This is a genomic window from Thauera sp. K11 (assembly GCF_002354895.1).
GTDB lineage: Bacteria > Pseudomonadota > Gammaproteobacteria > Burkholderiales > Rhodocyclaceae > Thauera > Thauera sinica.
Map to the genome: position 1 here is coordinate 3,609,656 of NZ_CP023439.1, position 23,211 is coordinate 3,632,866.

The 23,211-nt window shown below is 70.7% G+C and carries 18 protein-coding genes and 1 riboswitch; of the genes, 15 read left to right on the forward strand and 3 right to left on the reverse strand.

Annotation, left to right across the window (positions count from 1 at the left end):
• The first annotated feature begins 155 nt into the window (after positions 1-155).
• From CCZ27_RS15765 to CCZ27_RS15790, 6 genes are all read left to right on the forward strand, one after another.
• The gene (locus CCZ27_RS15765; protein WP_198363145.1) at positions 156-1,634 is read left to right on the forward strand and encodes a glutamine synthetase family protein; all 1,479 of its coding nucleotides are present in this window, start codon (positions 156-158) and stop codon (positions 1,632-1,634) included.
• Positions 1,635-1,695: 61 nt separating this feature from the next.
• Positions 1,696-2,400, forward strand: coding sequence for a glutamine amidotransferase-related protein (locus CCZ27_RS15770; RefSeq protein ID WP_096449713.1), 705 nt, complete (start codon positions 1,696-1,698; stop codon positions 2,398-2,400).
• Between the two features lie 66 nt (positions 2,401-2,466).
• Complete coding sequence (locus CCZ27_RS15775; RefSeq protein ID WP_096449715.1) at positions 2,467-3,801, forward strand: aromatic ring-hydroxylating oxygenase subunit alpha; 1,335 nt, start codon at positions 2,467-2,469, stop codon at positions 3,799-3,801.
• On the forward strand, positions 3,798-4,421 hold the full coding sequence (locus CCZ27_RS15780) for an aromatic-ring-hydroxylating dioxygenase subunit beta (protein ID WP_096449717.1): 624 nt from the start codon (positions 3,798-3,800) through the stop codon (positions 4,419-4,421). Before CCZ27_RS15775 ends, CCZ27_RS15780 begins: the two co-directional genes overlap by 4 nt.
• A gap of 243 nt (positions 4,422-4,664) precedes the next feature.
• Entirely contained in the window at positions 4,665-5,435 is a 771-nt protein-coding gene (locus tag CCZ27_RS15785) for a flavin reductase family protein (RefSeq protein ID WP_157748608.1), read from the forward strand.
• Between the two features lie 49 nt (positions 5,436-5,484).
• Positions 5,485-6,402, forward strand: coding sequence for a LysR family transcriptional regulator (locus tag CCZ27_RS15790; protein ID WP_096449721.1), 918 nt, complete (start codon positions 5,485-5,487; stop codon positions 6,400-6,402).
• 35 nt (positions 6,403-6,437) lie between these two features.
• On the opposite strand, the gene CCZ27_RS15795 is transcribed toward CCZ27_RS15790, so the two are convergent.
• Entirely contained in the window at positions 6,438-7,850 is a 1,413-nt protein-coding gene (locus CCZ27_RS15795; protein WP_096449723.1) for a nicotinate-nucleotide adenylyltransferase, read from the reverse strand.
• Between the two features lie 339 nt (positions 7,851-8,189).
• Between CCZ27_RS15795 and mprF the strand changes: the two genes are divergently transcribed.
• Together mprF and CCZ27_RS15805 are read left to right on the forward strand one after the other, a co-directional pair.
• Positions 8,190-10,763 carry a bifunctional lysylphosphatidylglycerol flippase/synthetase MprF gene (gene mprF / locus CCZ27_RS15800; protein ID WP_096449725.1) on the forward strand — a complete coding sequence of 858 codons (2,574 nt, stop codon included), beginning with the start codon at positions 8,190-8,192 and terminating at the stop codon, positions 10,761-10,763.
• Positions 10,764-10,803: 40 nt separating this feature from the next.
• Positions 10,804-12,156: a virulence factor family protein gene (locus CCZ27_RS15805; protein ID WP_157748609.1), complete on the forward strand. Its 1,353-nt coding sequence runs from the start codon at positions 10,804-10,806 to the stop codon at positions 12,154-12,156.
• Positions 12,157-12,274: 118 nt separating this feature from the next.
• Here the strand turns inward: CCZ27_RS15805 and CCZ27_RS15810 are convergent, their stop codons facing one another.
• Positions 12,275-12,724 (reverse strand): MaoC family dehydratase, encoded by a 450-nt coding sequence (locus CCZ27_RS15810; protein ID WP_096449729.1) that lies wholly within the window; start codon positions 12,722-12,724, stop codon positions 12,275-12,277.
• A gap of 177 nt (positions 12,725-12,901) precedes the next feature.
• Between CCZ27_RS15810 and CCZ27_RS15815 the strand changes: the two genes are divergently transcribed.
• The 5 genes from CCZ27_RS15815 to CCZ27_RS15835 all read left to right on the forward strand — a co-directional run bounded on the left by CCZ27_RS15815 (position 12,902) and on the right by CCZ27_RS15835 (position 18,266).
• Positions 12,902-13,816: a LysR substrate-binding domain-containing protein gene (locus tag CCZ27_RS15815; protein WP_232516443.1), complete on the forward strand. Its 915-nt coding sequence runs from the start codon at positions 12,902-12,904 to the stop codon at positions 13,814-13,816.
• A 61-nt stretch (positions 13,817-13,877) separates the two neighbouring features.
• Positions 13,878-14,636: a DUF3348 domain-containing protein gene (locus CCZ27_RS15820; RefSeq protein WP_096449733.1), complete on the forward strand. Its 759-nt coding sequence runs from the start codon at positions 13,878-13,880 to the stop codon at positions 14,634-14,636.
• Positions 14,633-16,843 (forward strand): DUF802 domain-containing protein, encoded by a 2,211-nt coding sequence (locus CCZ27_RS15825; protein WP_096449735.1) that lies wholly within the window; start codon positions 14,633-14,635, stop codon positions 16,841-16,843. Before CCZ27_RS15820 ends, CCZ27_RS15825 begins: the two co-directional genes overlap by 4 nt.
• Positions 16,844-16,845: 2 nt before the next feature.
• Positions 16,846-17,487, forward strand: a complete 642-nt coding sequence (locus CCZ27_RS15830) for an OmpA family protein (protein ID WP_096449737.1) — start codon at positions 16,846-16,848, stop codon at positions 17,485-17,487.
• A complete protein-coding gene (locus CCZ27_RS15835) occupies positions 17,484-18,266 on the forward strand; it encodes a DUF2894 domain-containing protein (protein ID WP_096449739.1) in 783 nt (260 codons plus the stop codon). Before CCZ27_RS15830 ends, CCZ27_RS15835 begins: the two co-directional genes overlap by 4 nt.
• A gap of 64 nt (positions 18,267-18,330) precedes the next feature.
• Here CCZ27_RS15835 and CCZ27_RS15840 read toward each other — a convergent pair whose 3' ends face one another.
• Complete coding sequence (locus CCZ27_RS15840; protein WP_096449741.1) at positions 18,331-18,663, reverse strand: YnfA family protein; 333 nt, start codon at positions 18,661-18,663, stop codon at positions 18,331-18,333.
• Between the two features lie 253 nt (positions 18,664-18,916).
• Positions 18,917-19,113, forward strand: a riboswitch (cobalamin riboswitch).
• 159 nt (positions 19,114-19,272) lie between these two features.
• On the opposite strand from CCZ27_RS15840, the gene CCZ27_RS15845 reads away from it, so the two are divergent.
• On the forward strand, positions 19,273-22,038 hold the full coding sequence (locus CCZ27_RS15845) for a ribonucleoside-diphosphate reductase subunit alpha (protein WP_232516444.1): 2,766 nt from the start codon (positions 19,273-19,275) through the stop codon (positions 22,036-22,038).
• The gene (locus tag CCZ27_RS15850; RefSeq protein WP_096449745.1) at positions 22,035-23,189 is read left to right on the forward strand and encodes a ribonucleotide-diphosphate reductase subunit beta; all 1,155 of its coding nucleotides are present in this window, start codon (positions 22,035-22,037) and stop codon (positions 23,187-23,189) included. Before CCZ27_RS15845 ends, CCZ27_RS15850 begins: the two co-directional genes overlap by 4 nt.
• Positions 23,190-23,211: the final 22 nt, after the last annotated feature.

Genomic DNA, 23,211 nt, shown 5'->3' on the forward strand with positions numbered 1-23,211 from the left:
ATGCCCGCCCTCCCCGGCAGCCGCTACCTCCGTGGATTCGCATATCTGCAATCCGGAGTCGCAGTTTTGATCTTCATCAAAAAAACGGCACCTTTTACATTCTGAGCGCGTTGCACACGACGCCCCAACAAAGAAGAGACATGAGGAGACATCAGATGAGCAAGAGATTCATCGAGCAGCACAACCTGTGGACCGACGCGCAGCGGGCCGCCGCGCGGGAGGTCCTGGAGCGGATCGAGAAGGAAGGCATCCAGATGGTGCGCCTGTCGTGGTCGGACCAGTACGGCCTGCTGCGCGGCAAGATGCTTTCGGTCTCCGCGCTGAAGTCGGCGTTCGCGAGCGGTTCCGAGATCACGATGGCGCCCTTCTTCTTCGATACGGCGAGCGCCATCGTCTTCAACCCCTTCGAAGCCGGCGGCGGCTTCGGTTCGTCGGAGCTGGCGGGCAGCCCGAACGTGGTGATGGTGCCGGACCCAGCCACGTTCCGCGTCCTGCCGTGGGCCGATCGCACTGGCTGGATGCTGGCCGACCTGTACATGCGCAGCGGGCGCCCCTTTTCCCTCAGCCCGCGCGCCATCCTGCGCAAGGCGCTGGCGGAGCTGGCGGAGGCGGGCTACGAGATCAGGGCCGGCCTGGAGGTGGAGTGGTATCTGACGCGCATCGTCGATCCCTGTCTCGACCCCGAGACCATCGGCGGCCCGGGCACCCCCGCCGCGCCGCCCAAGGTCATGCCGGTGGCCAAGGGCTACTCCTACCTGCTGGAGAACCACCTGGACGAGGTCGAGCCGATCATGGCCGAAGTCCGGCAGCATCTGCTCGCCCTGGGCATGCCCCTGCGCAGCATGGAGGACGAGTGGGCGCCCAGCCAGATGGAGACCACGTTCGACGTCATGGCCGGAATGGAACTGGCCGACACGATGATGCTGTTCCGCAGCGCGGTGAAGCAGATCTGCCGGCGGCGCGGCCATCTCGCCAGCTTCATGTGCAAGCCGCGGATTCCCGGCTTCTACGCCTCGGGCTGGCACCTGCACCAGTCGCTGGTGGACACCGCGAGCGGGCAGAACCGGTTCATCCCGCAGGAGGGCGAGCCGCTGTCGGCGCTGGGCAGGGCCTACGTCGGCGGGCTGCTCGAGCATGCCTGTGCCGCCTCCAGCTTCACCACCCCGACGGTCAACGGCTATCGCCGCCGCCGGCCGTACTCGCTCGCGCCCGACCGCGTGACGTGGGCGATGGACAACCGCGCGGCGATGGCGCGGGTCATCTCCGCCCCCGGCGACCCGGCCAGCCGGGTCGAGAACCGGGTGGGCGAACCCGCCGCCAACCCTTACCTCTACCTCGCCTCACAGGTGTTCGCGGGGCTCGACGGCATCCGCCGGCACCTCGATCCGGGCCCGCTCCAGGAAACCCCCTACGCCGCCGACGTGACCATCCTGCCGACCAGCCTGTCGGCGGCACTCGACGCCCTGGGCGGCTCGCAGATGTACCGCGAAGCGTTCGGCGGCGAGTTCATCGACTACTGGCTGCACCTGCGCCGCAGCGAGTGGAACCGCTTCGTGGCGGCCGAAGGCGAGGCGGGAGCCGCGTCCGACGAAGTCACCGAGTGGGAACACCGCGAGTATTTCGAACTGATGTGATGCGGCGGGCGTTCGCCGGACGCACCGGCGGACGCCACGCGGGCAGGAGGCGAGACGGCCAATGAAAAGATTTGCACTTGTATCGTGCTCCGAACGCCTGGGCGAAGAGTTCCAGCACATGCTGCTGGCGTGCTTCGCCGGGGAAGGGGAGCAGTGGAACGTTCTGTCGCCGGCGGACCCGGACTTCGCCGAGGCGGCCGCCGGCTACGACGGCTACGTCCTGAGCGGCAGCGAGAAATCCGTGATGGACGATGCGCACACGCCGCCCGTGCAGCGCCTGCTGGAATGGCTGCGGCACCGCGCGCTGCCGTCCGGCAGCCCGGTGCTGGGCATCTGCTTCGGCGCCCAGGCGCTGGCGGCAGCCGGCGGCGGCAAGGTGGGCCGCAATCCCGGCGGCGGCTTCCGCCTGGGCGTGGAGTCGATCCGATGGAACGACGCCGCCTCCCGCTGGCCCGAGGCGGCACAGCCCGCGGCGATCGTCGCCAGCCACGGCGAATGCGTGCTCGACCTGCCGCCGGGCGGCGTCGGACTGGCGTCGTCCGCCTCGATCCCGCACGAGGTCTTCCTGGTCGGCGACCGCGTGCTGGGCATCCAGGGGCATCCGGAGATGAGCGCGCATGCGCTGAAGTCGCACTTCATGCCGCTGCATCGCCCGCTTTTCCCGGCGCAGGCATGGCAGGCGGTCGAGCGCGAAGCCGAACTGCCGCTGCAGCGCGACGGCATGGTCGCGCTCGGCCGGCGCCTGCTGGCGCAGGGCCGGCTGTGAGCCGGCCTCCACGCGCCGTTCCGCCCGGCACGGCGCCTTACCGAATCACGATCCGATGGTGACACCATGAATACCGAATTTCCGCAGGCCCCCGGCCTGCCGCCGCTGGACTTCCTGATCCAGCCGCATCGCGTACATCGCGGCGTCTATACCGACGCCGCCATCTTCCGGCGCGAGATGAGCCACATCTTCGCGGCGACCTGGGTGTTCCTGCTGCACGAGAGCGAGATCCCGGAGCCGGGGGATTTCCGCCGCGCCTGGATGGGCACACGCGAAGTCATCGTCACCCGCGACGAGCACCGCGCCATCCACGTCTTCGCGAACCGCTGCTCGCACCGCGGCGCCACCGTGTGCCGCGAGCCGGCCGGGCGCGCGTCGGGCTTCACCTGTCCCTACCACGGCTGGAAGTACGACAGGCGCGGCCAGTTGTTCGGCATCCCCGGCAAGACGGCCTACGGGCCGGAATTCAAGGCGCGGGACATGCACCTCGCCCGCCCCGCCCAGGTCGCCTCGTACAAGGGATTCGTGTTCGCCACGCTGAACCCGGACGCGCCGCCGCTGGAAGAGCACCTCGGGGCCGCCGCGCGCTTCATCGACGCGTGGATCGATCACCAGGGCGGCGCCGGCAACATCGTGGTCGCCGGCGCGCAGCGCTTCCACCTGGAATGCAACTGGAAGATGGTGTTCGACAACGCGGGCGACGGCTACCACGTGCCCTTCTCGCACCAGTCGCTGCTGCAGATGACCAGTGCGCGCTACGGCGGCGGCGACATGTCGTACTTCGCCGACGCGGACCGCTCGCGCATGAAGCTCTACGCGCTGGGCAACGGCCATACGGTCATCGACCAGCGCCCCGACATGTACGGCAACTCGGCCTGGGAACAGCAGCGCCCGCAGCCCGGCCGCGAGGTGTTCGAGGCCCACGTCCGCGCCAATGTCCCGGAGCAGGACGTCAAGCGGGTGCTCGAGAGCGCGGTCGGCGCCGGGATGAACCTGAACATCTTTCCCAACCTGCTGCTCATCGGCAACCAGATCCAGGTCATCCAGCCGCGGCATGCCGGCGCCACGACGATGCACTGGCATGCGACCTGCCGGCGCGATGCCGACGCCGAGCTGAATACGATGCGCATGCGCACCCAGGAAGACTTTCCGATCTTGGGCGAGATGGACGACGCGGGCAATTTCGAGGAATGCCAGCGCGGCCTGGAGAACTTTCCCGAGGACGAATGGGTGGACATCAGCCGCCACCACGAGACGGGCGCCGACGCCGGCGACGACCTGGGCCGCATCGTCGGGCCGGTGACGTCGGAGCTGCACCTGCGCATGTACTACGCGCACTGGAAGCGCCTGATGGCGGCGAGCCCCAGGCTGCAGGCGAACAAATCGAGGATCCCGCAATGAACACGGACAACACGGCCGCGGCCAGCGCGGCATCCCGCTACCAGCCTCCCTCGCACTACGTCGACGACGCCTTCTACCGGTGGCTCGGCGAGGTGTCGGCGGATCTCGCCGCCGCCGTGCCCGATCGCGCGGCCGGCGCCGACGCGGCCCTGCACGACGAGGTCGGACGGCTGCTCACCGTCGAATCGCGCCTGCTCGACCAGCATGCCTACGCGGACTGGCTCGATCTCTACCTGCCCGAGTGCGCGTACTGGATTCCGTCCACCCGGCCGGCGGGCGATCCGCGCCTGCAGATCACCCTGGAATTCCACGACCGCCGGCGGCTGATGGATCGCATCGCCCGCCTCGGCACTGGCCTGGCCTATTCGCAGTTGCCGGCGTCCCGCACGGCGCGCCAGCTCGGCGGCCTCGAAGTCTGGGCCGCGCCGGGCGGCGACGGCGGATGGCACGCGCGCTGCAACTTCCTCGTCGCCGAATCCCGCGCCGGCAGGTCCCGGATGCTGGCCGGCTGGTACGGATTCGTCGTCCGCCGCGTCGACGGCACCCTGCGGCTGGCGCTCAAGCAGGTGAATCTGCTCGATCCGGAAGAGCCGCAGGGCAACAACTCGTTCTTCCTCTGAGGGCCGACGGATGAAGCGGGCTCATACCCTGACGCTCTCCGGCGTCGTTCCCCAGGGGTCGGATGCGGTGCTGCTGCGCTTCGGCCTGGACGCGGCGCAGGCCGGGCACTTCGGCTTCCGGCCGGGGCAGTACCTGACCCTGCTGGCCGGGCCGGCCGATGCGCGGCGCTGGCGGTGCTACTCGATCACCAGCGCTCCCGCGGCGCCGCTCGAGGTGCTGGTGCGCCGCGTGCGGGGGGCCTGGTGTCGAACTGGATATGCGACAACGCACGTGCCGGCGACACCCTCACCGTGCTGCCGCCGGCGGGGCGCTTCACGCTGCGGCGGCCCGGCGGGCCGGCCCTGCTGTTCGCGGGCGGCAGCGGCATCGCCCCCGTCATCTCGCTCGCCCGCCAGGCACTGGCGGCGGGCGGCGAGGCCGCCGTCTTCTACGCCAACCGCGACCGGGAGTCGGCGATGCTGGTGGCCGAACTCGAGGAAATGCGCGCCCTGCACGGCCACCGCCTGGAACTGGAATACTGGTACGACGCCGACGACGGCCTGCCCTCGGCCGAACTGCTCGCGTCGTTCGCCGCGGACCGCCGCGGCCGGGATGCCTACGTGTGCGGGCCGGAACCGTTCATGCGGATCGCCGGCGAGGCGCTCGCGCGGGCGGGGTTCGACGCCTCGCACATCCACCGCGAGGATTTCGGCGCTCCGCCCGACGGCGACGACGAGACCGGTGGCGGGGAGGATGCCCCCGCGTCCACGCTCGCCGTAGAATTCGGCGGACGCACCGCGACGGTGCCGGTGAAGGGCGGCGAATCCCTGCTGAGCGCGATGCTCGATGCCGGCCTGGACGTGCCCCACGCCTGCAACGCGGGCGAATGCGCGTCGTGCATGTGCCGCCTCGTCAGCGGAGAAGTCGTGCGCCTGGGCAACAGCGTGCTCGACGACGACGACGTCGCCGACGGCTGGCTGGTGGCCTGCCGCACGCGGGCGGCCGGCGGCGCGGTGGCGATCCGCTTCCCGTGATGGAGCGGGCCATGTCCGGCGGCAATGAGATCAACCCGGCGCAGGCCCAATGATGGACGACGACGGAGCGAACAACCTTCCCTGGGACCTGATCCGCGCCTTTCTCGCGCTGGACCGCCACGGCGACTACGCGGTTGCCGCCGAGATGGAGCGCATCGACGACTCCACCCTGCGGCGGCGCATACGCACGCTCGAGCAGCGCATGGGCCGGACCCTGTTCGTGCGCACCGAGCACGGCTCGAAAGCGGCGCCCGACCAGGTCGAACTGGTCGGCGCCGCGCTGCGCATGGAAGAAGCCGCCCGCGCCTTCTCGAGTTCGAGCCAGGAAAACACCGGCGTCATCTCCATCACCCTGCTCGATGTCTGCGCCGAATTGTTCAGCGAAGCCTTCTGCGAATTTCAGCGCAAGTTCCCGCGCATCGTCCTGAACATCACCACCGAATCCCACTTCGTCGACCTCGAGAAGGAGCAGGTCGACATCGCCATCCGCCTCGCCCGGCCGCTGCGCAACGGCGGCTCGCTGCGCATCCGCAAGATCGGCGATCTCCGGCTCAACGCCTACGCCAGCCGGGACTACCTCGCGCGGCTGGCCGCCCGCGGAATACGCCCCGAGTCGGCCAGCCACGACCTGCTCGCGATGAACCTGGGCTTTCCCTCGAGCGACCACAATTTCGCCTACCGCGAACTGACGTGGGAGGAACTCGGGCTGCACGGGAGGGTGGTCAGCCGCTCCGACAGCATGCTGATGCTCGCGCGCATGTGCGAACTGGGGATGGGCGTAGCCGTCATGCCCAGCGTCACCGCGGCCAGCCATCCCGACCTCCGCCCGGTGCTCCCCGACCGCCCGGACACCCCGGGAGACCTGTGGATGGTCAGCCGCTTCGACCTGCGGGCCGCCTGGCAGCGGGAACTGGCCGAGATGCTGAAGGAGGCGCTGAGCCTGCGGCAGGCGATCCAGACGTACTGACCGCGCCGCGGCGGCAACCCGCCGCAAGCCCCGCCCTACTCGGTGTCATACCCCAGCAGCCGCCCGCCGACGATGCGCTGCGCCACCGGTTCGGGCACGTCCTTCTCCCACGCGCCGCGCCCGCGGCGCAGGCCGGCGAGCACTTCGGCCACGTCGATGTGCAGGTGGCTGTCGTCGAGCGGCTGCACCGCGAGCAGCTTGCAGTTGTCCACCAGGTGGGCCAGCAGGTGGCGCAGGTTGGGCGGCACCTCGACGTTGTCGAGCGTGACCAGTTCCGCGCCGCCGCCGCTGGGCCGCGACGGGTACACATAGACGTGGGTGTTGTCCGGGAACAGCTTGCCGAAGGCTTCCAGGATGCCGCCCTCCAGGCCGTCGTAGTACTTCTCGTCGAACAGGGAGCCGAAGTCGCGCACCGACAGCACGATGCCGATCGGCTTCTGCGTGTAGCGCCGCAGGTAGGCGCGCAGGCGGAAGAAGCGCACGTAGTCGGAGATCATCACCGTGTAGCCCTGCGAGGCGAGCAGGTCGATGCGGGCGAGGAAGTCGGCGCCATCGACGTTGTCGCCGCTGATGAGCGAATTCATCGTGATCTCGGCCAGCGACACGATCTCGTCCTGGTCGACCGCGGCGAGCTGGCTGAACTGCTTCAGGCCGGCGGTCATCATGTCCACGTTGACGCAGGTCACCGGCTTGAAGCTGCCGCGGATCACCATCACCGGCTTGCGGTAGAACAGTTCGCCCGGCACCACGACCTCGCCCGCCGGGTTGAACACCACCGCCCGCGTCAGCCAGCTACGGATCAGGTGCAGGTTCATCAGGCGGTTCTCGACCTCGTCGAAGTAGGGGCCGGAGAAGTGGATCAGGTCCACCTCGATGCGCTCGGAGCCCAGCCCGTCGGCCAGCCCTTCGATCACCCATTCGGGATGGTGGTGGTTGAAGAAGGCGCCGTGGATCAGGTTCACCCCCAGGATGCCGAGCGCCTCGGCCTGCTGCGCGTTGTCGTTGTCCAGCATGCGCACGTGCAGGATCACGTCGCTGGGCGCGGCGCCCGGGTGCAGTTGCAGGCGGATGCCGACCCAGCCGTGGCATTCGTTCTTCTGCTTGAAGCTGCGCGCGGTGACGGTGGCGGCGTAGGCGAAGAAGGTGGTGTTCTTCGGCCGCACGTGGGCGAGCCGCGCCACCACCTGGTCGAACTCCTTGTCGAGCATCTGCAGCAGCCGCGCGCGGCTGACGTAGCGGTCGACGTGGCCGTAGATGTCGTCGCTCACCGCCATGTCGTAGGCCGACATGGTCTTGGCGACGGTCCCGGCGGCGGCGCCGACCTGGAAGAAGCGGCGCGCCACCTCCTGCCCGGCCCCGATCTCCACGATGGAGCCGTACTTGTACTTGTCGAGATTGACCTGCAGGGCCTTCTGATCGGTGGTGAGGGAGGTGTCGCGCTTGTGCATGGACGGGGCTCCGGCGCTGATGGACAGGATGGGGCGGCTCGCGGCAGCGGCACGTCATTTTCTTGCATGCGCCGTGGCCGCGACAAGCGCGGCGGCACGATCCGCGCCGGGATGCGGCCTTAAGCCTGCGTTAAGTCGCACGCATCTACGCTGCAACCCTGTCCGGCCCGATGGAGGCCGCGCACGCGACGAGGCCACGCAACAATGAAAATGTCGTTACCCTTCCCTCTCCGGGATGCATGCCCAGGCGATCCGCTGCGCGCCAGCCCAATACCGCGACAGCAACCCGTCCGCCGCGCACTGCCCGGCGGAGCGGACCACCACGCGGAGGATGACCGCATGCAGGAAAACACGACGACGGACGACGGGCGGAGCGCATTCGCGGAGCGGACGAAGGTGCTGCGCCGCCTCGCCATGCCGGTGGTCGCGGCCCTGCTGCTGATCCTGGCCTGGTTCGCGGTCGGCCACCTGGCGTCGGACGTGTCGTACGCCGACCTGCGCTCGGCCATCGCCGGCATCGGGCCGGCCGCCCTGCTCGCGGCGCTGGCCTGCACCGCGTTGAGCTTCGCCGCGCTGACGCTCTACGACCTCGGGGCGCTGGCCTTCGTCGGCCGCCGGCTGCCCCTGCCGGTGGTGGCGCTGACTTCCTTCTGCGCCTATGCGGTGGGCAACACCGTCGGCTTCGGGCCGCTCACCGCGGGGGCGATCCGCTACCGCTTCTACACCTCCCAGGGCCTGGAGCCGGAAGAGATCGCCGGCATCGTCGCCTTCGTCACCGTGGCCTTCGGCCTGGGCCTGGCCGGCGTGGCCGGTCTCGGCATGGTGGCGGCGGCCGGCGAATTCGCGCGCCTGCCGCTGCCGCCGGCGGGCCTGCAATGGCTCGGCGCCGCGGTGGTGGCGGCCCTGGCGGGGCTCGTGCTCACCGCCGGCGCGGGGCGCACGGTGACCCTCTTCGCCCGCGCCTGGCGCCTGCCGTCGCGCCGGCTGATGCTGCGCCAGTTCCTCGCCACCGCGGTCGACGTGTCGGCATCGGCGACGGTGCTGTGGGTCCTGCTGCCGGCGGGCAGCGTCAGCCTGCCCGCCGTCATCGCGCTCTATGCCGTCGCCGTCGGGCTGGGCGTGCTGAGCCACGTGCCGGCCGGGCTGGGCGTGTTCGAGACGGTGATCGTCGCCGGCCTCGGCGACCGCGCGGGCCTCGACGCCGTGCTGGGCGCCCTGGTGCTGTACCGCGTGATCTACCACGTCGTGCCGCTGGTGCTGGCGGTGCTCGCCATCTCCATCCTCGAGATGCGCCGGGTGGCGGCAAGCCCGCTCGCCCGCCTGGCGCTGCGCGCGGCCACGCGCATGGCGCCGCCGGCCATCGGCGCCCTCACCCTGGTGCTGGGTGCGGTGCTGATCTTCTCCGGCGTGACGCCGCCGGGCCCGCCCTGGGCCTGGGCGCCGCTGCCGCTGGTCGAAGGCGCCCACTTCCTGGGCAGCGTCCTCGGCGTGGTCCTGCTGCTGGTGGCGCGCGGGCTGGTGTTCAGGCTCGACGGCGCGTGGTGGCTGGCGATGGTGCTGGTGCCGCTGTCGATGATGCTGTCGATGGCCAAGGGCATGGCGGCGGGAGAGATCGCGCTGCTGGCCACGCTGCTGCTGGCGCTGGTGGCCTCGCGCCGGGTGTTCTCGCGGCCCGCCTCGCTGCTGCACCAGGCACTGTCGCCCGGCTGGCTGGCGGCGATGGGCACGCTGCTCGTGACCGCGGCCGCACTGCTGTTCTTCGTCTACAAGGAGGTCGCCTACACGCACGAGCTGTGGTGGCAGTTCGAACTGTCGGGCGAGGCACCGCGCAGCCTGCGCGCCATGGTCGGCATCATACTGACGGCGGGCTTCGGCGCCGGCTGGCTGCTGCTGCGCCCCTTCGCGGGCACGACGGCGCCGCCCACGCCCCAGGCGCTCGACCAGGCGATGCGCATCGTCGCGGCACAGCCGCGCACCGACGCCTGCCTGGCCGCGATGGGCGACAAGAGCCTGCTGTTCTCGGCCGACGGGCGCGCCTTCATCATGTACGGCCGGCAGGGGCGCTCGTGGGTTGCGCTGTCCGACCCCGTCGGCCCGCGCGAATGCTGGCCCGAACTCGTCTGGCGCTTCGTCGAGATGGCCGGCCGCGCCGGCGGCCGCGCGGTGTTCTACCAGGTGGGCGCCGATTCGCTGGCGCTGTATGCCGACGCGGGGCTGATGGCCTTCAAGCTCGGCGAGGAAGCACGGGTGCCGCTGGCCGATTTCGACGTGAAGGGCGCCCGGCGCGCAGGCCTGCGCCAGGCACTCAACCGCGCCGAGCGCGCACGGCTCGAATTCGCCATCCTGCCGCCGGACGAGGTGCCCGGCCGGATGGCCGAACTCGCCGCCGTGTCGCAGGCCTGGGTGGCGCATCACAAGGTGCGCGAGAAGCGCTTCTCGCTGGGGGCGTTCGACCCCGCCTACCTGCGCGGCCAGCCGGTGGCGGTGCTGACGCAGGACGGGCGCATCGTGGCCTTCGCCAACCTGCTGCTGACGGGCCTCCGCGACGAGGCCAGCATCGACCTGATGCGCTTCGTCCCCGAGATCACCGGCGGCGTCATGGAAGTCCTGCTCACGCGCTTGATGCTGCACTTCAAGGCCGCCGGCTACGCCTCGTTCAACCTCGGCATGGCGCCGCTGTCGGGCCTGTCGGCGAGCGAAGCGGCGCCGGTGTGGCACCGCGTGGGCCGCGCGGTGTTCGAGCGCGGCGAGCGCTTCTACAACTTCTCCGGCCTGCGCGCCTTCAAGGCCAAGTTCCGCCCCGAATGGCAGCCGCGCTATCTTGCCGTCGGCGGCGGCATCAACCCCATGCTGGCGCTGACCGACATCACCGTGCTGATCGGCGGCGGACTCAAGGGCGTGATCGGAAAATGAACGGCACATGCACGAACAACGGGCAGAAGGCGGGCGGACGATGAGCCTGCGCAGACACCTGCTGGCCGCGGCCGCGCTGCTGTGCGCCGCCACGGCCCGCGCCGCGATGCCGGCGCAGGCGACCATAGGCACGCCCGAGATCGTGCTCCCCCGCGCCGCGCCCACCGGCACCGTCGTACTGTTCTCGGGCGCGGACGGCTGGGGCGATGCGGAACGCGGCATCGCCACCACGCTCGCCGGACGCGGGCAGATCGTCATCGGCATCGACCTCGCGGCCACCCTGCGCCGCATGGCGGCGAGCCGGGACGCCTGCGCCACGCTGATCGGCGAGATCGAGGCCGCCAGCCACCAGGCGCAGCGCGAGGCGGGCGCGCCGGCCTACCGCTTCCCGGTGCTCGCCGGCATGCGGGCAGGCGGCACGATGGCGCTCGAAGTCGCCGGCCAGGCATCCACCGCCACGATAGACCGCGTGCTGGCGGTCGACCCCGACCCCGCGCTGCCCGGCCGCAAGCCCCTGTGCACCGACGCGCCCCGCCCCGCCGGTCCGCCGCCGCACGATCTGCCGGCCTACGACCTGCCCGCCGGCCGGCTGCCCTACGGCGTCGACATCCGGCTCAGCGTTGCGGCGACGGCGCCCGTCCGCCGGCAGGCGGCCGGATTCTCCGCCCGCCATCCGGACGCGAAGCTGGCGGACGCCCCCCAGGCATCGCCCCTGTCCGCCCTGCTGGACGCCCTGCCCGCGCCGCTGCCGCCGGCCGGGGCGGCGGGCGTGGCCGACCTGCCGCTGGTCGAGCTTCCCGTCGCCCATCCGGGCGGCGCCTTCGCCGTGCTGTACTCCGGCGACGGCGGCTGGCGCGACCTCGACAAGTCGCTCGCCGCGATCCTGCAGCGCAACGGCCTGCCGGTGGTCGGGGTGGACGCGCTGCGCTATTTCTGGACGCACCGCAGCCCGGAACAGGCCGCGCACGACCTGGGCCGCATCATCGATGCCTACCGCCGCAAGTGGGGCGCGGACAAGGTCGCGCTGATCGGCTTTTCCTTCGGCGCCGACGTGCTGCCGGCGCTGTACAACCGCCTCGCGGCCGCGGACCGGGCGGCGGTGGCGCAGTTGTCGCTGCTCGGCTTCTCGGCGACGGCGGATTTCGAGGTCACCGTCGCCGGCTGGCTGCGGCAGCACGGCAGCGGTGCGCTGCCCACCCTGCCCGAAGTCCGGCGCATCGAGCCGCAGCGGGTGCAGTGCTTCTACGGCGAGGACGACGACGAGGCCGCATGCCCGCAGGTCGGCAACGGCCTCGAACTCATCCGCACCTCCGGCGGCCATCACTTCGACGGCGACTACGAGGCGCTGGCGCGGCACATCCTGCAGGGGCTGAAGCGGCGCGACGCGCCCTGAAGCCGGCAGGCCGGTCCGCCGGCCGGCCATCGGAACACGCCGGGGGGATGGGCCTCCCCGGCGTTCCCCGGTACGCCCTCCACGTCCGGGGCATCCCCTGCCGCCGCGGCCGCGGCCCCTACGGCCGGCGCCGCACGACCAGGCTCGCGACGTAGATCTGCAGCGCCTCCCCGTCCTGGTTCAGCGTCGTGACCTTCACCCGGACGATGCCCTGTTCCGGCCGGGAGCGCGACGGCCGGACTTCGAGCACCTCGCTTTCGACGCGCAGCTCGTCCCCCGGGCGCACCGGGCGGGGCCAGCGCAGTTCTTCCAGTCCGGCGCCGACGATGCCGCCGGCCGGCCGGAACTCGCCGTCCACCAGCAGCCGCATGGTGAGCGCGGCCGTATGCCAGCCGCTGGCCGCCAGCCCGCCGAAGATCGTGTCCCGCGCCGCGCCGTCGTCGAGGTGGAAGGGCTGCGGGTCGAACTCGGCGGCGAAGCGCCAGATCGCCCCGGCATCGATCGCCAGACGGCCGGAGCCGAATTTCTGCCCGACCGCGAGGTCGTCGAGATAGTGCGGTTCTGTCATCGTTCAGACTCCCTCGTATGGAGCGACCGCCAGCACGCCCGGGCGGCGCAGGGTGTGGAACATGGCTCCACCCCGTGTGGAAGACGAGGCCGATTGTGCTGGCCCGGCACGCCGCCGACAAACGATCTAATATGGGCCATGCCGTAGATTTTCTATTCCATGAATCGCCATCCACCGATGAAAGCGCTCGTCGCGTTCGATGCCGCGATGCGGACGGGCAGTTTTTCTCTTGCCGCGGCAGCGCTTTTCGTCACCCCCGGCGCCGTCGGCCAGCAGATCCAGAAGCTGGAGGAATGGCTGGGCGTGGCGCTGTTCGTGCGCCGGACCCGCCAGGTGCAGCCGACCGAAGCGGCGCTGGCCTACTGGCAGCGCATCCAGCCGGCGCTGGCCCAGATCGTCGATGCCAGCGACAAGCTCAGGAACAGCCGCAGCATGGCGGTGTCGCTGTCCATGCCCCCCGGCTTCGCGGCGCAATGGTTCACCCGCCGCATGGCCGGCCTGCTGCGGCGGCATCCGGCCATCGAACTGCACCTCAACGCCACGCCGCAGGTGATCGACTTCGAACGCGAGCCGATCGACCTCGCCATCCGCTATTTCGACGGCCGGGCGCCCGACCTGGACGCCACGCTGCTGCTGCAGGACGAAGGCCGCGCGTACGGCAATCCGCGCTACCTCGCGTCGCTGGACCTGCGCGTGCCGGACGACCTCACGCGCGCCACCCTGCTCGTGACCACGCTGCAGCCGCACTGGCCCGCCTGGCTGCGGGCCTGCAGCGGCCTTCCGGATGCCCGGATCGACGCCATCCCGCGCATCCACTTCGACCAGAGCCTGACGGCCATCGAAGCCGCCCGGCAGGGACAGGGCGTGGTGATGACCAGCCCGCATCTGGTCGAAGCGGAAGTGGCCGCGGGTTCGCTGGTGGAACCCTTCGCGCACGCGCTGCCGCTCTCCCAGGGCTACTACGTGGTCCACCACCGCAGGCTGCCCCTGCGGCCGGCCGCCGCGGCGGTCAGGCAATGGCTGATCGACGAGGCGAACGGAGCGGGAAGGGAGCGCGACGATCTCCCACCCGAAGGCTCCCGCCACCGCTGACCCGGCCGCCGCTTTGTAGTAGCCTTGCGCCTTTTTCGCCGATCCGGCCCCGAACTTTCTTATGGCGCAAGGACTTCCGCGCACGCATTTCAACAGCGCCGGACTGGTTCGCCTCCTGTCCGGGCTCGCGGTCGCGGACGTCGCGGAGGCGCGGCAGTCGTTCGCCGAGCGGCTGGGCGACTGGCTGGACTTCACGCATGCGCTGTCGCTGTACTCCGCCCTCGATGCGGCGGCGGGGGAATCCGGTGCGCCGGCCGCCGCGCCCTCACCGGCGCGGCAGGCGTTCGCGCGCGTGCGCGGCACGCTGGCGGAATCGATCACCATCGACGGCGTGCAGAACCCGGGCAAGGCGCGCATCGCGCTGCCGGCCCCGCTGCCGCACGACACGGTGGAGAGCGCGTCCGACTTCGGCCCCTACCATCGCTACTATCTCGCGCACCAGCGCGACATGAACGCGAACGTCGGCCCGCTGCGGGCCACGGTGCGGGCCGCGCTGTCCCGGCAGTCGCCCGTCCTCGCGCGGCTCGCCGCCCTGGATGCGGCGATGGACCAGGCCCTGGCCGACCGGGAGCGCACCCTGCTGGCGACAGTGCCGGCGCTGCTGGCCGGGCGCTTTGAGCGCCTGTTCCAGGCGCACCGGGCGGCACGGGCCGACGCGGAGACGGCGGACGATCCGGCCCGGTGGATGGAGCCGGGCGGCTGGCTGGCGCGGTTCTGCGGCGAGATGCGGGCGGTGCTGCTGGCCGAGCTGGAACTGCGCCTGCAGCCGGTCGCGGGGCTGATCGAGGCACTCGACAACGAGGTAGAAAAGCAGCAATGAACAAAAGCATCTGCGTGGCCGCCTTCGTCGCCGGCCTGCTCGCCGTCGCCTGGGTGGGCGCCGGCTACATCGGCCACAGTGCGCTGGCCCTGGCGGTGACGGCCCTGATCGGCGCCGTCCATGTCGCCGGTGCGGTGGAACTGCTGCGCTTCCACCGCGCCACGGCCGCGCTGGAACGCGCGCTGGCGAACATCCCCGACGGCCTGCCGGAACCGGGCGACTGGCTCGGCCGGTTGCCGCCATCGCTGCGCAACCCGGTGCGCCTGCGCCTCGAAGGCGAACGCGCCGCCCTGCCCGGACCGGCGGTCACGCCCTACCTGGTGGGGCTGCTGGTGCTGCTGGGCATGCTCGGCACCTTCCTCGGCATGGTGGTGACGCTCAACGGCGCGGTGGTGGCGCTGGAAAGCACCACCGACCTGCACGCCATCCGCTCCGCGCTCTCCGCCCCGGTGAAGGGGCTGGGCGTGGCCTTCGGCACCTCGGTGGCCGGCGTGGCCGCCTCCGCCATGCTGGGGCTGATGTCGGCCCTGTGCCGCCGCGCGCGGCTGCAGGCGTCGCAACTGCTGGACACGAAGATCGCCACCGATCTGCGCGGCTTCTCGCGCGCCCATCAACGCCAGGAAACCTTCAGGGCGGTGCAGCAGCAGGCGCAGGCGCTGCCCGAGGTGGTGGGCACGCTGCAGGCGATGATGGCGCAGATGGAACGCCAGCAGCGCGAACTGAACGAGCGCCTGTTCACCGAGCAGCAGCGCTTCTACCAGGACGCGCGCGAGGCGTATTCCGGGCTGGCGGAATCCGTCGGCAAGTCGCTCGGGGACAGCCTGACGGAAAGCGCGCGCCTCGCCGGCGACGCGATCCGGCCGGCGGTGGAGGCCACCATGGCCGGCATCGCGCGGGAAACGGCCGATCTGCAGCAGCGCGTGGCCGACACCGTCACCGCCCAGCTCGACGGGCTCTCGACACGCTTCGACGGCGCCGTCGCCACCGTATCCGATACCTGGACCGCGGCGCTGGCCCGCCACGAACACAGCAGCGAATCCGTGGCCCGCAGCCTGCAGGACACGCTGACGGCCCATGCCGACACCGTCGCGCAGCGTTCGGCTGCGCTGCTCGCCTCGGTGGAAGGCGCCCATGCCGGCCTGCGGGCGGAACTGGCGGCCACGACGGCGGGCATGGCGCAGGAAACCCGCGCGCTGCACGCCGGCCTCACGGAAGCCGTCGGGACGCAGCTCGACGGCATCGCCCGGCGCTTCGGCGCGGCGGTCGACACCGTGTCCGGCACGTGGACGGCGGCGCTGGCCCGCCACGAGCAGGCCGGCGACACGCTGAACGCCGAACTGCGCGCCGCCCTCGGCGCCTTCGCCGAGACCTTCGGCCAGCGTTCGGCCTCGCTGCTCGCCGGGGCGAGCGAAGCCGCCTCCGCCCTGCGCGCCGAACTGGCCGCCGCGGACCAGGCCCGGCTGGCGGCGCAGACCGAAGCCCTGGCGGCGATGACCGCGGCGCTGCGGCAGGAATGGCAGCAGGCCGGCGAACACGCCCGCGCCCAGCAGGAACGAATCTGCGAGGCGCTGGACGACACCGCCCGCGACATCGCCGCCGCCGCGCAGGCCCAGGCCGGCCGGACGATCGAGCAGATGGCCGGGCTCATGCAGACCGCCGCCGAGGCGCCGCGCGCCGCGGCCGAGGTCATCGGTGAACTGCGCCGGGAACTGTCCGCCAGCATCGCGCGCGACAACGAGATGCTGGCCGAGCGCAACCGCATCATGGAAACCCTGGGCGCGCTGCTCGCCGCGATCAACCACGCATCGACGGAACAGCGCGAGGCGATCGACGCCCTGGTGGCATCCTCCGCCGCGGCGCTCGAAACCGCCGGCAGCCGCTTCGCCGAACGCGTCGACGCGGAATCCGCGAAGATGGCCGACGCGGCCAGCCAGGTCGCCGGCGGCGCCGTCGAGGTGGCCAGCCTCACCGAGGCTTTCGGGCTCGCGGTGCAGCTCTTCGGCGACTCCAGCGCCAAGCTGATGGAAACGCTGCAGCGCGTCGAAGGCGCGCTCGACAAGTCCATGGCACGCAGCGACGAACAGCTCGCCTACTACGTGGCCCAGGCGCGCGAGATCATCGACCTGAGCCTGATGTCGCAGAAGCGGATCGTGGACGACCTGCAGCAGATCTCCGGCCGGCAGCCCTCGCTCGCCGGCGAGGTGTGACGATGGACGAGATCGACGCCGGCATCGAGCATTCCACGCCGGTCTGGGCCGTGTTCGGCGACCTGATGTCCGGCCTTCTGGGCGCCTTCGTGCTGATCCTGGTGGGCGTGCTCGGCGTCCAGTTGGAACTGGCGACCACGCTGGAGGCCGAGGTGCAGAAACGCCGCATCGAGGAACAGCGGCGCGAAGCGCTGGAGAAGGCCCTGGCCGTGCCGCTCGCCGCCGGCCGCGTGACGCTGGACGACGGCCGCATCGGCATCAGCGGCAGCGTGCTGTTCGCGCTGAACTCCGACGCGCTGCAGCCCGAGGGCCGGCAACTCCTGAAGAGCCTGGCGCCGCCGCTGGCCGCCTATCTCGGCAGCCGCGACGAGATGCTGATGGTGAGCGGCTTCACCGACGACCGGCCGGTGCACGACAGCAACCGGCAGTTCGCCGACAACTGGGAACTTTCCGCCCAGCGCGCCCTGACCGTGACCCGCGCCCTGATCGACGAAGGCATCCCGTCCTCGTCGATCTTCGCCGCGGCCTTCGGGCCGGAACAGCCGGTGGCCTCCAATGCCGACGCCGAAGGGCGCTCCCGCAACCGGCGCGTGGAGATGGCGCCGGTGCCGAAGTCGTCCAGGGCGGACGGAACGCCCCGATGAACGAAGCCGCCCGAGCCGGCGCCACGCCGGACGCCGCGCCGCAAGGCACGCCCGCCGCGCCGCCGCTCGAAGCCCTGCGGGCGCGGGGCGCGGAACGCTTCGATCCGGTCGGCCTGCGCTTCCTCGAAGCCCTGGCGCAGCGGGCCGCAGCCCGGCGGGACGACGTCCGGCGCCTGCTGGACCAAAGGCTGGAAGCGGCGATCGCCGGCTACGCCGAACGCTTCGACAGCGCCCGACGCGAGGCCGAAGATGCCGTCGCGCACGCGGCGGACCGCTTTCCGGAAGCCGTCGACGCGCTGCGGCAAGACTGCGAGGCGGGCGATTTCGGCGCCCTGCGTCGCCGGCTCACCGCGCTGGGAGCCCGGGCCCGCCGCAGCCCGCTGGCCGAACTGCTCGCCCATGCCGGGCGGCACGCGCCGGCCGGCGCACCCGCCCCGGCCGCCGACGGGCCGCGGGTCGAGCTGAAATCGCTGCAACATTTCCGCCGCACCTGGTCGAAGCTCGGCATCGACCGGCAGTTCTCCCACGCGCTGGCGCACGCGCCCGAAAACGCCGGCCCGCTCAACTCGCACCACCTCGTGCTGCGCTCGCTCACGCAGATGCGCAAGCTTTCGCCGGCCTACCTGGAGCAGTTCATGTCCTACGTCGACGCCCTGCTGTGGCTGGACCAGGCGGACGCCGGCCGCAGCAGCGCGGCGGCGAAGGGAACGGCAGTGAAGGGCACGACACGCGGGGAACGCGACAAGAAACGGAAGCCGGCCCGCGGCAAGGCCGGCTGATCCGGGCCGCGCGCTTCCGCCGCCCCTTCCATGCCACCTCTGCGACGGCGGCGAGGCTACGGCCTCAATCGGCCGGCGGCTGCAGGGCGATGACCGCCATGCCGAAGAGCGCGATCGCCGCCCCGGCGACGTCCCAGCGCGTCAGCGGCACGCCATCGACGAATCTCAGCCAGAGCAGGGCGACCGCGATGTACATGCCGCCGTATGCGGCGTAGGTCCGGCCGGCGGCGGTGGGATGCAGCGTGAGCAGCCATGCGAACAGGGCCAGCGAAAGCGCCGCCGGGACCAGCAGCAAGGGGCTCCGCTCCTGCTTGAGGACGAGCCAGGGCAGATAGCAGCCGACGATCTCGGCCAGCGCCGTCACGGCGAAGAGGAAACACAGACGCAGGGCTTCCAAGACGAATGACCAGGTTGGTTGGAATCAGGACACTGCCGCTCCCGCCGCTTCGCTGCGAAGGGCTCCGCGATCGAGGAGGCGGCTGGCGTGTCCGGGCGCAACGCGCCGGGTGGAATCCTTCGCCGGCACCGCATCCATTCTCCCCGCCCGGGCGGCGGCGGGATGCAGCAGGATACTACCTGTAGTAGAAACTGGCGACCCGGCAACTATCGGTAGCGTCATCCGGCTTGACGGCCCGGAGCCCGGGCCACTAGACTTCCCGGCGTTGAACGGTTCCCCGTCCGGGGATTAAAAGGGAATCCGGTGCCAGGCCGCCAGCCTGAATTCCGGAGCTGCCCCCGCAACTGTCATCGGCGAGCGCTTCGCCATCGTCGCCACTGGTCGCGTACCGGGAAGGCGGCGGAGCGCGATGAACCGAGAGCCAGGAGACCTGCCGCAACGTCCTTCCAACCAATGACGGGGCGGGGTGTCCCTGGCGAAAGGTCCGTGCATGCCGCTGCTCGTTTCCGTTCGCAAGTCGTCTGCCGCCGCGGGTTCTGCCGCGGGCGCAAGCCGGCTTGCGTGCGGCATGCTCCGCCGGTTCCCCGCCCCCCGATCCGGAGAATCGCCGTGTCCTCGAACGTATCAGCACTGCCCGTCGGCAGCGAATCCGCGCTCGCCGCACTTCAGGTCATCCGCCGCAACGGCGCCGTCGTCGCCTTCGATCCCGAAAAGATCGCGCTTGCGATGACCAAGGCTTTCCTCGCCGTCGAGGGCAGCCAGAGCGCGGTGTCGTCGCGCGTCCGCGAACTGGTGGCGCGCCTGACCGACATCGTCGTCCGCTCCCTGACCCGCCGGCTGCCGGACGGCGGCACGGTGCATATCGAGGACATCCAGGACCAGGTCGAACTGGCGCTGATGCGCTCCGGCGAGCACGACGTGGCGCGCGCCTACGTGCTGTACCGCGAGCGCCGGGCGGCGGAACGCGCGGCGCTGGCCGAGGCCCGGGGCGCGCCGGCGCTGCACGTCACGGTCGACGGCGAACGCCGCCCGCTCGACGTGGCCGCGCTGCTGGAGACCTGCGAGGCTGCCTGCGCCGGCCTGGACGAAGGCGTGTCGGCACGGCTGATCCTCGAGCAGGCGCTGAAGAACCTCTACGACGGCGTCGCCATGGCCGACGTGCAGCAGGCGCTCATCCTCGCCGCGCGCGCCCTCATCGAGCGCGAACCGGGCTACGACCAAGCGACCGCCCGCCTGCTGCTCGGCAGCCTGGTGCAGGAGGTCGCCGGCCGCGCGGTGGCGCCGCAGGACATGGCGCCGGCCTATGCCGAATACCTGCCGGAGTTCGTCGGGCGCGGCATCGCGGCCGGCCTGCTCGACCCCCGCCTGGCCGAATACGACCTCGTCCGGCTGGCGTCGGCGCTGAAGCCGGAACGCGACCTGCTGTTCGGCTACCTGGGCCTGCAGACGCTCTACGACCGCTATTTCCTGCACGTCGAAGGGCAGCGCATCGAGCTGCCGCAGATCTTCTTCATGCGCGTCGCGATGGGGCTGGCGCTGGGCGAGATCGACCGCGAGGCCCGCGCCATCGAGTTCTACGACCTCATCTCCAGCTTCGACTTCATGTGCTCGACGCCGACGCTGTTCAACAGCGGCACGATGCATCCGCAGTTGTCGTCGTGCTACCTCACCACCGTCGACGACGACCTCGACGGCATCTACCAGGCCATCAAGGAGAACGCGCTGCTGCAGAAGTACGCCGGCGGCCTGGGCAACGACTGGACGCCGGTGCGCGCCCTGGGCAGCCGCATCAGGGGGACGAACGGCCAGAGCCAGGGGGTGATCCCCTTCCTCAAGGTGGTGAACGACACCGCGGTGGCCGTCAATCAGGGCGGCAAGCGCAAGGGCGCGGTCTGCGCCTACCTGGAAACCTGGCACCTCGACATCGAGGAATTCCTGGAGCTGCGCAAGAACACCGGCGACGAGCGCCGCCGCACCCACGACATGAACACCGCCAACTGGATTCCGGACCTGTTCATGAAGCGCGTGCACGAAAACGGCGAGTGGACGCTGTTCTCGCCGGTGGACGTGCCCGACCTGCACGAGAAGTTCGGCGCGGCGTTCGAGGCAGCCTACCTGGCCTGCGAGGCCAGGGCCGCGGCGGGGGAGATCCGCCTGCACAAGAAGATTCCGGCGGTGCAGTTGTGGCGCAAGATGCTCACCATGCTGTTCGAGACCGGGCATCCGTGGATCACCTTCAAGGACGCCTGCAACCTGCGCTCTCCGCAGCAGCATGCGGGCGTGGTCCACGGCTCCAACCTGTGCACGGAAATCACGCTCAACACCTCGGCTTCGGAAACCGCGGTGTGCAACCTGGGCTCGGTCAATCTGCCGGCGCACCTGAAGGACGGCGAGCTGGACCTGCAGAAGTTGTCGCGCACGATACAGACGGCCATGCGCATGCTGGACAACGTGATCGACATCAACTTCTACGCCACGCCCAAGGCGCGCAACGCCAACCTGCGGCATCGCCCGGTGGGGCTGGGCATCATGGGCTTTGCCGATTGCCTGTACCGGCTGGGCCTGCCCTACGCCTCGCCGGCAGCCGTCGAGTTCGCCGACCGCAGCATGGAGGCGGTGTGCTTCCACGCCTACCGGGCATCGACCGAACTGGCGCGGGAACGCGGCCGCTATTCGAGCTTCGCCGGCAGCCTGTGGGACAGGGGCATCCTGCCGCACGAATCCCTCGACCTGCTCGCGGCCGACCGCGGCGGCTACCTCGACACCGACCGCAGCGCGAGCCTGGACTGGGCGAGCCTGAAGGAGCGCATCGCCCGCTACGGCATGCGCAACTCCAACTGCGTCGCCATCGCGCCGACGGCGACCATCTCCAACATCGTCGGCGTGTCGGCCAGCATCGAGCCGGCCTACCAGAACCTCTACGTCAAGTCGAACCTGTCCGGCGAATTCACCGTCATCAACGAAGCGCTGGTGCGCGACCTGAAGGCGCTGGGGCTGTGGGACGAAGTCATGGCTGCCGACCTCAAGTATTTCGACGGCTCGCTCGCCCGCATCGACCGCGTTCCGGACGAACTCAAGGCACGCTACGCCACCGCCTTCGAGATCGACCCGCGGTGGCTCATCGAAGCCGCCGCCCGCCGCCAGAAGTGGATCGACCAGGCGCAGTCCCTCAACCTCTACCTCGCCCTGCCCTCGGGCAAGAAGCTGGACGAACTCTACAAGCTCGCCTGGGTGCGGGGCCTCAAGACCACCTACTACCTGCGCACCCTGGGCGCCAGCCAGACCGAGAAGGCGGGCGCGCGCGACGACGCCCCGGCGCAGGAGGCGCCCCGCTTCTGCAGCATCGACAACCCGGAATGCGAGGCTTGCCAATGAGCGCGCTGCGTTTCGACGACTGGGACATGCCGGCGGCGCCGGCCGCGACCCGTGCGATGCCGGGCGCACCCGCTCCGGCGGGCACTGCCGCGCTCGCGCCGGCCGCGCCCGCCGGCGGGGAGGCGGCACCGTCCGCCCCGCCAAGCCTCGCTCCCGTCAATGCGGCGGACAAGCGCATCGTCAACGGCAAGACGGACATCAACCAGTTGGCGCCGTTCAAGTACCCCTGGGCGTGGGAATTCTTCCTCAAGGCCAACCGCAACCACTGGACGCCGCTGGAAATCGGCATGGCGCAGGACGTCCACGACTACCACCACAAGCTCACCGGGGCCGAGCGCCACGTCTTCTCCAACGTGCTGGCCTACCTCACCACGTCCGACATCCTGGCCATGCGGAACATCGGCCTTGCGGTGATGGAGAAGATGAGCGCGCCCGAGCTGCAGATCTACCAGGCGCGCCAGGTCTATGAAGAGGCGCTGCACACCTGGACCTACCAGCACTGCATCGAGAGCATCGGCCTGGACCAGCAGGAGATCTACAACCGCTACCGCGTCGTTCCCGAGATCCACGGCAAGATCCGGCTGGCCAGCCAGCGCCTGGAGCGGGTGATGCGTTCCGACTTCGACCTCGCCAACCGCGACGCGCTGCACGAATTCGCGCTCTCGTACTTCTTCTTCGCGGTCGTCTTCGAGGGCTGCTGGTTCTACAACGGCTTCACCCCCATCTTCGCGCTGCAGCGGCGGGGCCTGATGAAGGGGACCGCCGAGCAGTTGCAGTACATCATGCGCGACGAGGTGCTGCATTGCGCCTTCGGCATCCGCGTGGTGCGCGAACTGCTGAAGGAAGAAAACCTCGCCCTCGCCCCGGACGCGCTGCGCACGCTGTGGGACGAGGCCGAGGCGGCGGAGGCGGCCTACGCCGGCTACATCCTGCGCGAGCCCATCCTCGGCTACAACGCCGAGCTGCACGTCCAGCAGTTCCGCTTCATCGCCAACCGGCGGGCGCGGCAGGTGGGTGTGGCCGAACCCTTCCCGGGGGCCGAGAACGTGCTGCCGTGGCTGGACGAGCAGGCCAACCTGCGCAAGGAGAAGAACTTCTTCGAAACGCGGGTCACCGAGTACCAGACGGGGGGCGCACTGGCCTGGGACTGAGGCGGCCGGCCGGCGGGCATTG